Annotated in this window: 10 protein-coding genes; 5 read left to right on the top strand and 5 right to left on the bottom strand. The window is 69.9% G+C overall.

The features are described from left to right. Positions 1 to 11: 11 nt before the first annotated feature. Positions 12 to 1,055 (top strand): DUF2332 domain-containing protein, encoded by a 1,044-nt coding sequence (locus tag B7K23_RS03250; protein ID WP_084124973.1) that lies wholly within the window; start codon positions 12 to 14, stop codon positions 1,053 to 1,055. Between the two features lie 85 nt (positions 1,056 to 1,140). Here the strand turns inward: B7K23_RS03250 and B7K23_RS03245 are convergent, their stop codons facing one another. The 5 genes from B7K23_RS03245 to B7K23_RS03225 all read right to left on the bottom strand — a co-directional run bounded on the left by B7K23_RS03245 (position 1,141) and on the right by B7K23_RS03225 (position 7,164). Beyond that, positions 1,141 to 2,238 (bottom strand): hypothetical protein, encoded by a 1,098-nt coding sequence (locus tag B7K23_RS03245; RefSeq protein ID WP_084124972.1) that lies wholly within the window; start codon positions 2,236 to 2,238, stop codon positions 1,141 to 1,143. Continuing rightward, complete coding sequence (locus B7K23_RS03240) at positions 2,235 to 3,209, bottom strand: glycosyltransferase family 2 protein (protein ID WP_084124971.1); 975 nt, start codon at positions 3,207 to 3,209, stop codon at positions 2,235 to 2,237. Before B7K23_RS03240 ends, B7K23_RS03245 begins: the two co-directional genes overlap by 4 nt. A gap of 71 nt (positions 3,210 to 3,280) precedes the next feature. Next, positions 3,281 to 4,486 carry a hypothetical protein gene (locus tag B7K23_RS03235; RefSeq protein WP_084124970.1) on the bottom strand — a complete coding sequence of 402 codons (1,206 nt, stop codon included), beginning with the start codon at positions 4,484 to 4,486 and terminating at the stop codon, positions 3,281 to 3,283. A gap of 45 nt (positions 4,487 to 4,531) precedes the next feature. Beyond that, on the bottom strand, positions 4,532 to 6,631 hold the full coding sequence (locus tag B7K23_RS03230; protein ID WP_084124969.1) for an LGFP repeat-containing protein: 2,100 nt from the start codon (positions 6,629 to 6,631) through the stop codon (positions 4,532 to 4,534). Beyond that, on the bottom strand, positions 6,628 to 7,164 hold the full coding sequence (locus B7K23_RS03225; protein ID WP_084124968.1) for a hypothetical protein: 537 nt from the start codon (positions 7,162 to 7,164) through the stop codon (positions 6,628 to 6,630). The genes B7K23_RS03230 and B7K23_RS03225 overlap by 4 nt, the downstream gene beginning before the upstream one ends. 228 nt (positions 7,165 to 7,392) lie before the next feature. On the opposite strand from B7K23_RS03225, the gene B7K23_RS03220 reads away from it, so the two are divergent. From B7K23_RS03220 to B7K23_RS03205, 4 genes are read left to right on the top strand one after another with little or no spacing between them, the layout of a single operon-like run. Then, positions 7,393 to 9,216 carry a glycosyltransferase family 2 protein gene (locus B7K23_RS03220; RefSeq protein WP_084124967.1) on the top strand — a complete coding sequence of 608 codons (1,824 nt, stop codon included), beginning with the start codon at positions 7,393 to 7,395 and terminating at the stop codon, positions 9,214 to 9,216. Positions 9,217 to 9,258: 42 nt separating this feature from the next. Further along, complete coding sequence (locus tag B7K23_RS03215; protein WP_084124966.1) at positions 9,259 to 10,896, top strand: glycosyltransferase family 2 protein; 1,638 nt, start codon at positions 9,259 to 9,261, stop codon at positions 10,894 to 10,896. A gap of 8 nt (positions 10,897 to 10,904) precedes the next feature. Continuing rightward, positions 10,905 to 12,062 (top strand): UDP-galactopyranose mutase, encoded by a 1,158-nt coding sequence (glf, locus tag B7K23_RS03210; protein ID WP_084124965.1) that lies wholly within the window; start codon positions 10,905 to 10,907, stop codon positions 12,060 to 12,062. A gap of 10 nt (positions 12,063 to 12,072) precedes the next feature. Continuing rightward, complete coding sequence (locus B7K23_RS03205) at positions 12,073 to 14,004, top strand: hypothetical protein (RefSeq protein WP_084124964.1); 1,932 nt, start codon at positions 12,073 to 12,075, stop codon at positions 14,002 to 14,004. Positions 14,005 to 14,024 lie beyond the last annotated feature (20 nt).

Genomic DNA, 14,024 nt, shown 5'->3' with positions numbered 1-14,024 from the left:
AAATTCGCGCCGTGGAGAACAGGCGCTGGGAACCGCGGTCGCGAACCGATCTCGTCGACGTCGCGTCGGCCGTCCTGCGATGGTCGGAGTCCGCCGTCGACTCGCCGATGTACGAGTACCTCGCCACGCGGATCGCGGCCGACGAGCGCATGCTTCGCATCGTCGCGCAGATCGAGCGCACGCCACCCCTCAACCTCCTGTTCGGCGGCGTCCGGATGGGCCTCACCGCGGACGATGCGCTCGCGGCCTGGTATCCCGTGCTCGTGGGGCAGGGGGCGCGGCTCCCGGACGACGAGCTGTGGGACATCTTCCGCGCGCACGTCCTCGACCGCGAGGACGCGCTGCTCGAGATCGCGGCCTCGCACCGCACCCAGACCAACGAGGCGGGCCGGAGCGCTGCCGTGCTGCCGTGGATCGTCGAGGCCGCGGAGCGCTTCGGCGAGCCGGTCCACCTGGTCGACGTCGGCACCTCGGCGGGACTGAACCTATGCCTGGACCGGTACGACCACGACTACGGCGACGGCATCGTCCCCGCGGGCCTGCCCGCGTCGACCCCGCTCACACTGCACTGCGAGAACAGGGGACGGTTCGACCTGCCCGCCGCCACGCCGCCGATCGCGAGCCGGATCGGGCTGGACCTCAACCCCGTCGACGCGACCGATCCTGCGCAGGCCGCGTGGCTCGAGGCGCTCGTGTGGCCCGAGCACGTCGACCGCCTCGAGCGCCTGCGCGCCGCGCTCGCGATCCGCGCCGAGACTCCGGTCGACCTGATCGCGGGCGACGCGATCGCGCTGCTGCCGACGCTCCACGACACGCTCCCTCCTGGGCCGGTCGTCGTGATGCACACGGTCATGGCGTATCAGCTGACGCACTCGCAGCAGCTCGACCTTGACGCGGCGGTGACCGCCCTGGCCAAGAGCCGTCGCGTCGCGCGGGTGGCGATGGAGCCCGCGGGGGCGCCGACGCACACCGCGATCCGCACGGGGCTCACGCGGGCGACCGCCACAGTGAGGGCGACCGCGCACGCGCATGGGCGCTGGCTCGACGTTCCCTGACCGCGAGGGCCAGGTGCGAGGGCGGTCGAGCTCGGCTGCCCGGACGGTCAGCGCAGCCCGGACGGTCAGCGCCGCCCCGCGCGCGTCAGCCCAGCGCCTTGCGCGCGCGCCGGATCGCGGCGGTGGCGAGGCGACGCAGCCCGCGGCGGCTCATGGGTCCCGGCAAGGACGGGGCCATGGCGCGGCGGGTCTCGTCCCACGTGCGGACCAGCAGAGGCATGTCGTGAGCCGCATCCCCCCGCAGGTCGCTGGGGTCGCCGGCCGGACCGACGACGCCGAACTTCCCCGAGCCGAGCGAGGCGCCGAGAGCGAGCTCCAGTGAGGGCCCGCCCACGACCCAGCCGCGCGCGGCGACTGCGAGCGCCGCCCGGGGGAGAGTGTGGCCGGACAGCGACGCCCCCGTCGCGACCTCGGCGAGCGGCGCGAGGACTGAGGGGACATGCCGGGGCGCCGCGTCGGGATCGAGCGCGAGGACCACGCGGGGGTCGGTGCTCGGGGACGCGGCGATCGCGTCCAGCGCCGCCTCTCCGCACGCCTCGAGCATCCGCGCCGCGACGTCGCCTGGTCCCCGCGTCTGCGGCGTCTCGAGGATCACGGTCGAGTCGAGGTGCGCCTCGAACTCGTCTGCGTGTGTCGCGAGCACCGTCCGGACCGCGTCCGCGTCGAGCGGCTCCGACGGCACGTCAGCGAAGCCCTTCGCGACGGGAGCGCCCGCGAGCCCGTGCAGCACGGCGGCGATCCGTCCGAGGTCCGCGGCGGTGGGCCGCGACGTGCTCGCGTAGTGCTCGAGCGAGTCGGGGATCACCGTCGTCGGAACGTGTGGGAACAGGTCGAGCACGGTGCGCATCGGACGGCTCGTCGCATCCGGTACGACGAGCTCGTCGACCTCCTCGCCACCGGCGCCCTGGACCAGGTGCGCGGTGAGCGCGTAGCGATCGCGGCGCGGGGGCTCATGGACGGCCGGGTGATACGGGTGCATCGCCGCTCCCAGGTCCACGACCGCATCGTCCCGGCCGACCATGCCCGCCCCGCTGGGCGAGAGGTGCGGGCCAGGGGTGACCTCGGGGATGTCGGCGAGGTTCGCGATCGCGAACGCGGTGCGCGCTCGCGGCAGCGCACCGGAGTCGATGGCCGCGGTGTACAGCGCAAGGCCCGTGAGGCTGCGGACGACGACGAGCCTCATGCCACCGCCCCCCGCGCGTCGAGCACGGGACGCAGCCGTGCGAGCGACCTCTTGGAGAACACGGGCAGTGAGGCCGCGATGCTGTCGTCGGTGCACGCCGTGAGGAGCGCCGACGACCGGGCGACGAGCTCGTCGCGCAGCGCGGGGGTCAGGCGCCCGGCCCTCTCGAGGTGGTAGTCGATCAGGAACAGGAGGCTGTGCACGGCCTTGTCGACCGCGCGGGCGTTGCCGGCCTCCGTGGCCATACCAAGAATGATCTCGCTCGCGACCAGGAAGTCGAGCGTCGCCGAGTCGCCGCGCTGCGTGAGCGCCGTCGCGTTCGTGCTCTTGCGGTAGAAGTAGGTGCTGAGGTCGATCGCGGCGGTCGATCGCTGGTCCAGGTAGAGCTTCCAGATCCACGGCCTGTCGCTCGCGGTCCTGAGGTGCTCGTGGAAGGCGTAGTCCGCGAGGTCCATGCGCTCGAGGTCGTAGATGCCTGCCCAGATGTAGAGGTAGTTGAGCGGGGATCGCGGTCCCGGCACGCCGAAGGCGTTCGCCGGATCGAGCCGGATGCCTCGCTGAGTCTCGGGCGTGCGCGCGATCGTGCGCTGCGGCCCGTCGACGATCACGTGGTCGGTGCGCACGAAGTCGACTTCGAGGTCGCCGATCGCGCCGACCATCGACTCGAGATGGTCCTCGCCGTACCAGTCGTCGACGTCGAGGTACGTGAGGTACCGGGCGTCGACCTGACCGTGCAGGACGTTGCGGCTCGCGGCGACGCCCAGGTTCCGCTCGTTGCGCACGAACTCGATGAACGGCGACTCCTCTGCCGCCGCCTCGAGGATCTCGGGGGTCGCGTCGGTCGAGTGGTCGTCGATGAAGAGGAACCGGTAGCCGTCGCGATGCGCGCGCCGGACGGACGCGAGGCACGTGGGCAGGAAGCGCTCCGCGTTGTACGCGGGGATCAGGACGTCGAGCAGGTACGAGGCCATTCGGCTGATGTCCGCCCTTCCTCACGCGCCGTCGAACGCGACAAGGCTAACAGCGACGACGGCGGAGGTGGTCAGTCGCCGGCCGGCGGGAACCGCTCGTCGAGAACCTCGCGCAGAGCGCCGTCGACCTCGAGCTCGTGCTGAGGCGCGAGATCGCGCGCGTACTTCCAATGGGTCGAGATCGCACGGAAGTGCCGGTAGCTCACCGCTTCCGTGAACTCGGAGCGGCCCGCGATCACGTGCGGGCGCCAGAAGGAGCCCAGGCCCTCGCCCTTGTCCACGACCGTCCATTTGGGAAGGGCCGGGGTGGCATCGGGATCGAAGCGGACGAAGTCACGGTGCCGGACGGGGGCATCGTCGTCGGTGGTCCCGCCCGCGGGTCGCGGATCGTCCGCCACTCCCTCGATCCAACGACCCCGATAGCGCGCGACGCCCGACGCGGATTCGTGCGCGTGCGCGAACACCGAGCGGCGGTCGCCCGCGATCACGAGCTCGTCGATGTCGGCGTTGATCACTCCCTCCGCGCGCGCCAGCACGCGCAGCCGCGCGTGGTTGAGACCGCCCAGCTGACAGAAGGCCGAGTCGTGGCCGCGGGTGCGCTCCTCATAGTCGTGGGCGGCCGGGTCGCCCGACGTCACGGGACCGTACGGGAAGCGCCACGGGACCACGACGGCCGACGCGACGCCAGGGACGGATGCGACGACGTCGAGCACCTCGGAGGGCGTGTACGACGCGGAGCCGTTGTCGTAGATCAGCACCGCATCGACGCCGTGCTCCTGCACGTGGAAGGAGACCCAGTCGCGCATCCAGCCCAGAGAGTTCTCCTTCTGCATGGTGGAGAGGACACGACGGCCCGCGAACAGGTCGGCGGCTGACGGGCTGACCTCGACCGTCGCGCTCCCGAGCACCGACTCGATCTCGAGGCGCCGGGGGCGTGAGCGGCGCAGCCACGCGCGTCGGGGCACCTGGTCCTCCGCGATGCGGCTGAAGGAGATCTTCCCGAGCCTGTCGACGCCCAGATCGACTCGCACAGGGACGCCGTCGAGGCGCCAGCGCGCGGACTCGAGCCCGTCTCTCAGGTTGAGCAGCGGCGGGCCGAGGAGGACGATCTCGCCGTCGAGCTCGAACACGTCGTAGAACACCGTGCGGAAGTCGAAGCGATCCTCGAATCCAGGCTCACGAGCCTCCGGTGGGCGAGGGGGCTCGCGGAGCACGGAGGCATCCTCGCTCAGCCGCCAGGTGGCGAGGGCCAGGATCTGGGTCGTGTCAGCGGCCACGTGCGGCACCGGGGCGACCGTGGGATCCTGAGGCGCGAGGAGCAGTCACTTCCACTCCACCGTGATGACGCCGGAGTCGTTGTAGACCGTCGCGTTCGTGAACTCGACGGTGAACACGCCATCGATCTTCGTGGATCCGCTGATCGGCCAACCCCATTCGCCATCCACCCAGCCCTGCTTCTCGTAGGCCTTCGTGAGGGGCCCGCCCGTGGGGAGGAACGCGGCATCGCCCTCGTCGTCGACGAAGACATAGCCCTCTCTGAACTCCTGGTACGTGCCCTCCGACGTGGTCACGGCTGCGTCGACCGAGCCTCCCGTGACGGAGTAGCCGCCCACGCTCGCCCAGGCCGGCACGATCTTCCAAGTCACGACGCGCTTGCTCCACAGCACCGCGTCCTCATAGAGGTACACGTTCGCGTCTTCGAACACCTGGCGGGCCATGTCGTCCTTGGTGATGCTCGCGCGAATGGGCCAGCCCCACCACGAAGTGGTCCCGCCCTTCTGGGCGTACTTCACGCCGAGCGCGGAGTCGTCTGCGAGGTACGAGTAGGTGCCGTCGTCGTAGACGTAGATGTCGCCCTCGTCGAACTTCTGCTGCATCGTGCCGTCATGCGTGACGGGGTTGCGCTCGGGGCTGCCGACGACCGCGCTGCCGCCCAGGGCGAACCAGGCGGGCGCGATCCGGCCGTTCATGTAGCGCGACGCGGTGTCGACGGTGCCGTCATCGTTGTACGCGATGAGGTTGTCGAACTTGGCTGACCAGATCCCCTTGCGGTTCCGCGGGCTCTCGAGCGGCCATCCCCAGTCGCCGTCGACGCCGCCCGCCGCGAGGAACGCGACCGTGATCGGTCCCGACTCGTTGAGCAGCGCCGAGTCGTCGCCCTTGCGGTACACGGTGCCGTTCTCGAACTGCTGGTAGCGCGTCGTGCCGCTGCCGACCGCTCCGTCGACCGAGCTGCCGGTCGCCTCGGTGCCGCCCACGGCCGCCCACGCCGGGACGATGTCCCAGTTCACGACGCGCGTGCTGGTCAGCACCATGCCGTCGTAGGAGTAGGCGTTGAGGTTCGTGAACTCGATGCGGAAGTTGCCGTCGTTCTTCACCGGGTCGCGTGCGGGGAAGCCCCAGTCGCCCTTGGGCCCGCCCGACGCGAAGTAGGCGTCGGTCAGCGTGCCGTTGCGGTTCATGCGGAAGCCGTTGCCGTCGTTGTCGACGAAGAGGTACATCTTCTGGAACTTCTGGTAGGTCCCGAGCGATGTGGTGACGGCCTTCGCGGTCGGCAGGCCCGGACCGTCGAGGCCCCCGCGATCGCGCCACTCGTCCAGCAGGTTGGCGTCGATGGACTTGCCGTGGGTCGACCCGAACCAGCTGGTGAAGAGCGTGTAGAAGTTGTAGTTGCCGTAGGCCTTGCAGCTGCCCGAGGTGCCGTTGAGCACGGCGTCGTTGGGCTGGTACGGGGTGTAGTTGTACAGCCCGGCGGTCGCCTGGTTCTCGATGTACACCCACGAGTAGCCGCTGCAGTACGGGTTGTACTTGATCTTGTTGCTCTCGCCGGCCTTGTAGGAGTAGCTGTTCGGCTTCTTCGCGTACAGCTGGAACTGCTTGGCCATGTGATAGACCTGCTGGAAGAAGCCCTCGGCCCAGTCGTAGCAGCCGTCCTGGTTCGCGTCCACGGAGGTGCTGAGGTTGCTGTCGGGGCAGCCGTAGCCCATCGCGCGCTTGTAGTACCAGGCACTCGTGTTGGTGCGGGTGACGAGGCTGGTCTCCTTCTGGAGCGTCACTAGCAGCACGCGGGGGCTGATGTCGCAGCTGTTCGACACGCCCTTGATGATCTGGGCGGCGGTCTGACCGGACTTCGCGGAGTAGCCATCGCAGTAGTCGTCGTCGGCCTTGTAGCGGGTGCTCGTCACGTAGTCGGCGAGGTCGCCGCCCTTCTTGTCGAGGAAGGCCTGGATCTGCGTCACGGTCATCGAGTCCGAGTCGAAGAAGACCGAGTCGTCGATGATGTTGCCCGCGTCGAAGGACGATGCGGCCTCGGCCTCCTGCGCCCCGACGCCGACGACGAGGGTGGCGCTGAGAAGGGTGGCGAGGAGGGCGGCGAGGAGCCGGGTCGCCGGGTAGGTCTTGCACTGGCCTGGGAAGGTCAAGAGAGATCGATCTCCGCGCTGTCGGACGTCCCGTAGGAGTCGGGTGAGTCGTAGGTGATCCACAGGATCCATGAGCCGCTGAGGTCGGAGACGTCGAGAGAGAGACCCTCGGCGCAGTCCGTCGTGGTCGCGGACGGGGTGCCGGGGCCGTCAACCGACAGCTCCTCGGTGCTGCCGCTCAGGACGAGGGAGCACGTGCCTCCCTCCTCGACGACGTCCGAGACGATGGCCGCGGCGGTGAGCACGCCGTCGGACACTCCGTAGCGCGTGAGGGAGACCCCCACGCCGGTGCGTGTCGGGTCCTCGGGCTCCTCGGTGGACGGCGTCGCCGACGGCGAGGGCGAGGCTGCCGCAGGGCTCGCGGTCGCGGCGTCGGTGACGGATGCCGAGGGCGAGGGCGTGGCCGAGACCGAAGCCGTCGCGGAAGGGCTCGGCGAGACCGCGGGGTCGTCGCCGGACAGCACGAGGTAGACGCCTGCCACGGCCGCGATTCCGGCCACGGCGATCAGGACGCCAAGCACCCAGGCGCGCACGCGCGACTCCTCTCCTCAGGATCCCGTCGGGTCCTCAGTATCGCCCGTTCATGCCCCTTTGTGCCCCTCCCACGCTGTGGGATTGCACACGTTCGGTGCGTATCGGTCGTCTAGACTTGATGCGACGACACGCCGCGTCGTGGCTTCGACGCGCACCGGTGGCGCCTCGCGGATACCGCGCGGGCAGCCCCGCAACGGCCATGACCGAGAAGGGGGCCTGACAGGCAGATGGCGAGAACGCTGAAGGTTGAGGCGACCTACACCGATCTGCCCGAGGTGCTTCATCGGCTCGCGGCCACCAAGGCGCGCGCGGCGGAGATCGAGTGCGAGCACGTCGACGTCCTGCGTCGGCTCGCCATCCCGACGGTTGAGGGAACGAAGTTCCAGCGCGTCACCTTCGAGGTGCCCGGCTGGACCAGGCCGCTCATCGACTGGAACGGCAAGGTCGGCTTCATCGCAGGGACCAGCCACACCGAGGTGACGCTGCCCGCCCGGCGGGGAACGGCGCGCGTGGTGATCGAGACGCGCGGCGGCCGCAGCCTCGCGGTGTTCGCGCGCGCCGCGTACGCCGCGCTCGCGCCGAGCCGGTCGGGACACGGCGCGGGCATGCCGGAGATCGTGACCGTCGACGGCCTGTCTCCGCGTGCGCTCGGGCTCTTCGAGTCCCCCAACCCCCTGTCCCTGCTGGACACGAAGGAGCCGCACCTGCTCGAGGGGGTGCGCCTCCCGCGCGCCGATGTCGCCGTGACCGACGACCCCGCGGTGGCGGCGTCGCTCACCGCGACCCTCGCGGACCCCACGCGCATCAAGACCGCCGAGGTCGAGCTGATCGAGGTCTCCACCGCGGAGCCTCGCGCTCGGGTCGACCTCCACGTGCACCGCCCGACGGGTTGGCTCCTGAACTTCGAGGCGCCCAGGCAGCGGGTCGATGACATCCGCTGGAACCTCGGCGAGGTGAGCACCCTCACGGTCGACCGCGGCGACCTCGAGCCCTTCGAGATCGAGCTCCCGATGGGCGAGCCCCTCACGGCCCGACACATCGACCGCCTCCACCTGCTCGAGGAGATCTCGCTCGACGGCGTCCCTGCACCGCAGGGCTCCCGTGAGGCCTTCGACCTCGGCGAGCGACTCGTGGAGCTGTCGGCGTCGGGAGTCATCCTGCACTCGCTGCCCGCCCAGGTGGCCGATGGCGTCGTCGGCGCGGATTCCGCGCTCGTGGAGATGTGGCAGCAGCCGTACACGCCCGCTCTCGGCCTCACGCGCGACCGTAGGTCCGTCGCCCAGCGGAGGCAGGCTCTCCGCAGCCACTCGCCGCTGCTGCTCGCAGCCGAACAGGGCGGCGCGCATCGGGCGCTGGCTGTCCCGTCGGTGTCGCTCGTGATGTCGAGCATGCGGCCCGACCGAGTCCTGAAGACCCTCCGCGACCTCGACGCGCAGACCTATCCGAACCTCGAGATCGTGCTTGTCGGTCACGGCAGGCCGATCCCCGCCGAGCTTCGCGCGCAGGAGTTCTCCCACCCCGTGCACTTCGTCGAGGTGCCTTCCGACGTCCCCTTCGGCACCGCGCTCGCGACCGGCGCGCGCAGGTCGAGCGGCGACCTCGTGATGAAGGTCGACGACGACGACCTCTACGGGGCGGAGTTCGTGTGGGACATCGTCCTCGCCTACCTCTACTCCTCGGCGAACATCGTCGGCAAGACGACCGAGTACATGCACGTGGAGGGCATCGGGCAGACCTTCCACCGCAAGTTCGCGGCGGAGCGCTACAGCCGGCAGGTCGCTGGCGGCGCGATGCTCATGTCGCGAGGCGACCTCGAGGCCTCCGGCGGATGGCGTCCGACGACCAACTCGACGGACCGCAGCGTGCAGCTGCGCTTCTTCCGCGAGGGGATGATCGGCTACCGCACGTCGAGCCTCGGGTACGTCTACATCCGCCACGACGACGGTCACACCTGGCACGTGGACATGGGATCCCTGATCCAGAACGCCTTCGAGCAGTGGGCGGGCCTGCCCACGGACATCTATCCTGGTCGGCAAGCGACGCGTCCCTGACGGGACCGCCAAGGACCTTTCCCCCGAAGACTGAGAAGAGCAGTGACGACTACACGATCAAGCAGCGATCCGCGTTTCGACGGCATCGTCTACAAGAACCGCTGGCGGGACACCTTCGACGGCACCGTGCCGGCCGACTGGGAGCCGACCATGTCGGTGTCCGTCATCGTCCCCGCGTTCAACAGCCCCACGCTCGACCTCACTCTCGCGTCGCTCGCGGCGCAGGACTACCCCGAGGACCTCGTCGAGGTCATCGTCATCGACGACGGCAGCGAGCCGCCCGTCGAGCTCGGTGAGCACGTCCACAAGAACACCCGCGTGATGCGCATCGCCGAGGGCGACGGCTGGGGCCGCGCCAACGGCACCATGAAGGCCATCGACGAGTCGACGGGCGACATCATCTACTGGGTCGACTCCGACATGGTGCTGTTCTCCGACAACATCCGGAGCCACGCGAAGTGGGCGCACTTCATCCCCGAGGCCGCGACGATCGGCGACAAGGGCTTCATCGAGGAGTGGGACCTCACCCCCGAGCAGGTCTTCGAGGCGGTCAAGGACGACAGCGTGCGCGAGCTGTTCTCGCGCGAGGGCCTCCACCGCCACTGGTCGCTCGACATCTACGACCAGACCGACGACCTGAACGACTCGGCCGGCCACAACTACTCGACCCACATGGGTGCGACCGCGTCGGTCACCCGGCTCGTGTACGACCGCACCAACCGCACCGACGGCCGCCTGCGCGCAGGCGAGGACACCGAGATCGCGTACCAGGCGTGGCAGGGGGGCGCGGTGTTCATCCCCGTGCACGAGGGCTACGCTTGGCACCTGGGGCGCGCGACCGTGACGAGCCACGGCAAGGCCGTCGCCCACCAGAACAAGCCGTACTTCGCCAACCGCATGCCGATCCCGCGCGGTCGCCGCACTGCGACGAACCGCCAGTGGGATGTGCCCTACATCCGCGCGGTCGTCCACGTGGACTACGACACCGCGATCTACGCGCGCGCGTGCGTCGACCGGCTTCTCGCGCAGACCGAGACCGACCTCCAGGTCGACCTCATCGGTCCCTGGTCCGAGCTGACCAACCCGCGCCGGAGCGTGCTCAAGGACCCGAACAACGAGCTCTACCTGGTCCAGGAGTGGTACCGCGCCGAGGGTCGGGTCCGCATGCTCGAGGAGGAGCAGCCGTTCTTCCCGTCGCCGTATCGCATGGACGTGCCCATCACCGTCGGGCTCGACTCTCGCGCCGTCCGGACGATGATGGGTCGGATCCACCAGCCGTCGATCGGGCGCCACTACTTCACCGTCGACGGCCACGGCGTCGAGGCGCCGATCACGGTGACCTTCGGGCCCGCAGCGGCCCGGGCCGCCCACTACGTGGACGACCCCTCCGAGATGGACAAGGCGATCGCCAGCATCTGGGACCTCCACTGGTGGAGCCTCAGCTCGGGACGGGCGTTCGACCTGCGCGAGCGGCCCGACGACGACTCCACTCGCATTTACACGATGACCGACGAGGCCGACGAGCTCGCGCGCAAGGTCGCCGAGAAGGAGGAGGAGATCGTGGATCTCCGCAAGGGCTCCTTCGCCGGCGTGCGCCGGACCGTCCGGCGCGACTTCGCGAAGGGCCGCAGGTTCGCGGCTCGTGCCGCGCGTGCCGCCAAGCGTCGACTGAAGGGCTAGGAGCCACCATGGATGCAGATCTGCTTGTCGTCGGGACCGGCCTGTTCGGCCTCACCGTCGCGGAGCGCGCCGCCGAGGAGCTCGGCCTGCGCGTGCTCATGATCGACCGCAGGGATCACCTGGGAGGCAACGCCTACAGCGAGGCCGACCCCGAGACCGGGATCGAGATCCACCGCTACGGCGCTCACCTGTTCCACACGTCGAACGAGCGTGTGTGGGAGTACGTCAACAGGTTCACCTCCTTCACGGACTACCAGCACCGCGTCTACACGACGCACGCCGGCGAGGTCTTCCCGATGCCGATCAACCTCGGGACCATCAACCAGTTCTTCCGCAGTGCGATGACGCCTGGCGAGGCGCGCGAGCGCGTCGCGAGCGATGCCGCCGAGCTCGGCGACAAGGAGCCGGAGAACCTCGAGGAGAAGGCGATCTCCCTGATCGGTCGCCCGCTGTACGAGGCCTTCATCCGCGACTACACGGCGAAGCAGTGGCAGACGCCGCTCACCGAGCTGCCTCCTGGCATCATCTCGCGCCTGCCCGTGCGCTACACGTACAACAACCGCTACTTCAACGACACCTACGAGGGCCTGCCGGTCGACGGCTACACCGCGTGGCTCGAGCGGATGGCCGACCACCCGAACATCGAGGTGCGGCTCGAGACCGACTTCTTCGACACGACGCAGGAGGCCTCGAAGGCCGCCGTGGGCTCGATCCCGATCGTCTACACGGGCGCGGTCGACCGCTACTTCGACTACTCGGCCGGCCACCTGTCGTGGCGCACGCTCGACTTCGAGCGCGAGAACCTGGACCTCGACGACTTCCAGGGCACGACGGTGATGAACTACCCGGACGCGGAGTTCCCGTACACCCGCATCCACGAGTTCAAGCACTTCCACCCCGAGCGCGACTACCCGGCGGGCAAGACCGTCATCATGCGCGAGTTCTCGCGCTTCGCCGAGGGCGACGACGAGCCGTACTACCCGGTCAACACCTCCGAGGACCGCGAGCGGCTCGCCACGTACCGCGAGCTCATGGCGGGCGAGAAGGACGTGTGGTTCGGTGGCCGTCTCGGCACCTACCAGTACCTCGATATGCACATGGCGATCGCCTCCGCGCTCACGATGGTGAGCGAGCGCATCGTCCCGCGCTTCGGCGGCACCGCGTAGGAAAGGCGTCATGACCTCCACGCAGCACGGGGGGACCATCCTCCACATGGGCCCGCTGAAGACCGCGACCAGCACGATCCAGCAGTCGCTGGCGTCGAGCCGCGAGCTGCTCGGCGAGCACGGACTGGTGTACCCGGGCGGGGTGGTCGATCACAACAAGATCGCGCGCTACCTCACGCGTCCGCACGTCGTGCCTGACGCGCAGCCGACCGCGGAACGCTTCCTCGCCGAGTCCGCGGCAGCGTCCGCCGCCGGGAAGACGGTCCTCGTCAGCTGCGAGTACGCCTCGACCCTGGATATCGAGCTCGCGAGGGCTCTGGTGGAGCAGCTTCCGCAGCCCGTCCGCGTGCTCATGACATGGCGCAACCTCCCCGATCTGCTCATCTCGCGATGGCAGCAGGCGGTCAAGAGCGGGCTGCCGAACCGGGCTGAGGACTGGCTCGGGAAGGCGCTCAAGCATCCCGAGAAGCTCGACTTCCGCCCGATCATGGAGTACAGCACCGCGGACGGCCACACGATGGTCAGCCGCTGGTGCGAGGTCGCCGGAGCCGACAACGTCACGGCCGTGATCCTCGACCCGAAGGACCGCGGCGCGGTCTTCCGCTCCTTCGAGCAGTATCTCGACCTTCCCGACGGCTCGCTGGCCGCGACGGGGGACCGCAACCTCAGCATGACGCAGGAGGACCTCGACATCGTCTATCGCGTGGGCGAGGGCTCGAGCGATCTGCGGACGGACCGCGCGAGCGGCTATCGGGTCCAGCTCCTGGTTCGCGAGGGCTTCTCCCGCGGGCTGATCCGCAACCCTGAGCCGGGCACCAAGCCGATGCTGCCTGCCGCGCTGGTCGAGCCCGCGCGCGAGGCGGGGCGCGCGATCGGCGCCGCGCTCGTGGAGGCGGGAGTCACGGTCATGGGCTCCGTCGACGACCTCGCGCGCGAGCCCCGGGGCGTGAAGGCGCACGACAGCGAGCCGGCGACGTCGGTCGCGACGTCACGCGCAGCCGCGGGTCTCGCGGAGACGCTCGCGCGCTCGTACCGCAAGCCGTTCGATGGGCCGTCCGACGAGTCCGACGGGGTCGTCACGGGAGAACCCGGCGCCGCGCTCGAGATCGAGGTCCTCGGACCCCGCTCCGCGGCGCTTGTCGGAGGGCTCACGGGTGCCCGCCCGGGACAGCCCCGTCGTGGCGCCCGTCTGGTGGACCCCGAGGGCCATCGTCGAGGTCTCCGCGGCCTCGGCCTGGGCGCCCTGATCGGCACCCTCGGCCATTCCTCGCTCGAGGGGTTCGATGACGCTCGCGCGGCCAGGATCCGCAAGAAGCTGGGCGCCGTGGCCAGGATGGAGATCGTCGCGGCTCCCGCCGCGACGCGCCTCTACAGGCTGTGGTGCGCCGAGGTCTCCGGAGGCTCGACGGAGTCCTGGGAGGCTTTCGCCGATCGCGTCGTCGCCTCCGGCGGCGCGGGTCTCGGAGACGCCGCCGCGACGGTGCGCCGCTGGGGCGCGCTCGTGGAGCCGTCCGGAGTGGTGGTGAAGGTCGCTGCGGCCGCCGAGGACGATGTGCCGCCGCTCGTGGCGCTCGCCGCGCAGCATGCGATCAAGGCCGTCGAGAAGGATGACGTCGCGTCCGCACGCGTGGCCTCCGCCGCCATCGCGCTCATGGGCGGAGCGGGCGCGCCGACGGAGGACGCTCTCCCCGCGCCCCTGTCAGCCGCCGCGGCCGAAGCGTGCGCGAGGTGGGACAGCGAGCTGCTCGAGGCGGTCGACGCCGTCGGCGCGCGTCTCGACGGCGATCCTGCAGTGCTGCGTGGAGACTTGGCCGGACCGACGGCGCTCGGAGCCGAGGTGGCGCTCGAGCCGGTCGTCGCGATGTCTCGCAGGATCATCGAGGCCTGCCTGCCGGACCAAGGCGAGCCGCGCGTGGACGACAGGCCGCCTTCGCACGAGTGACGGACAGGCGTGCCCGGCGT

The organism is Demequina sp. NBRC 110054 (assembly GCF_002090115.1).
In the GTDB taxonomy this organism is placed as follows: Bacteria; Actinomycetota; Actinomycetes; order Actinomycetales; family Demequinaceae; genus Demequina.
Note: the sequence above shows the minus strand (reverse complement) of the source record. Positions and strands in the feature narration are given on the sequence as shown.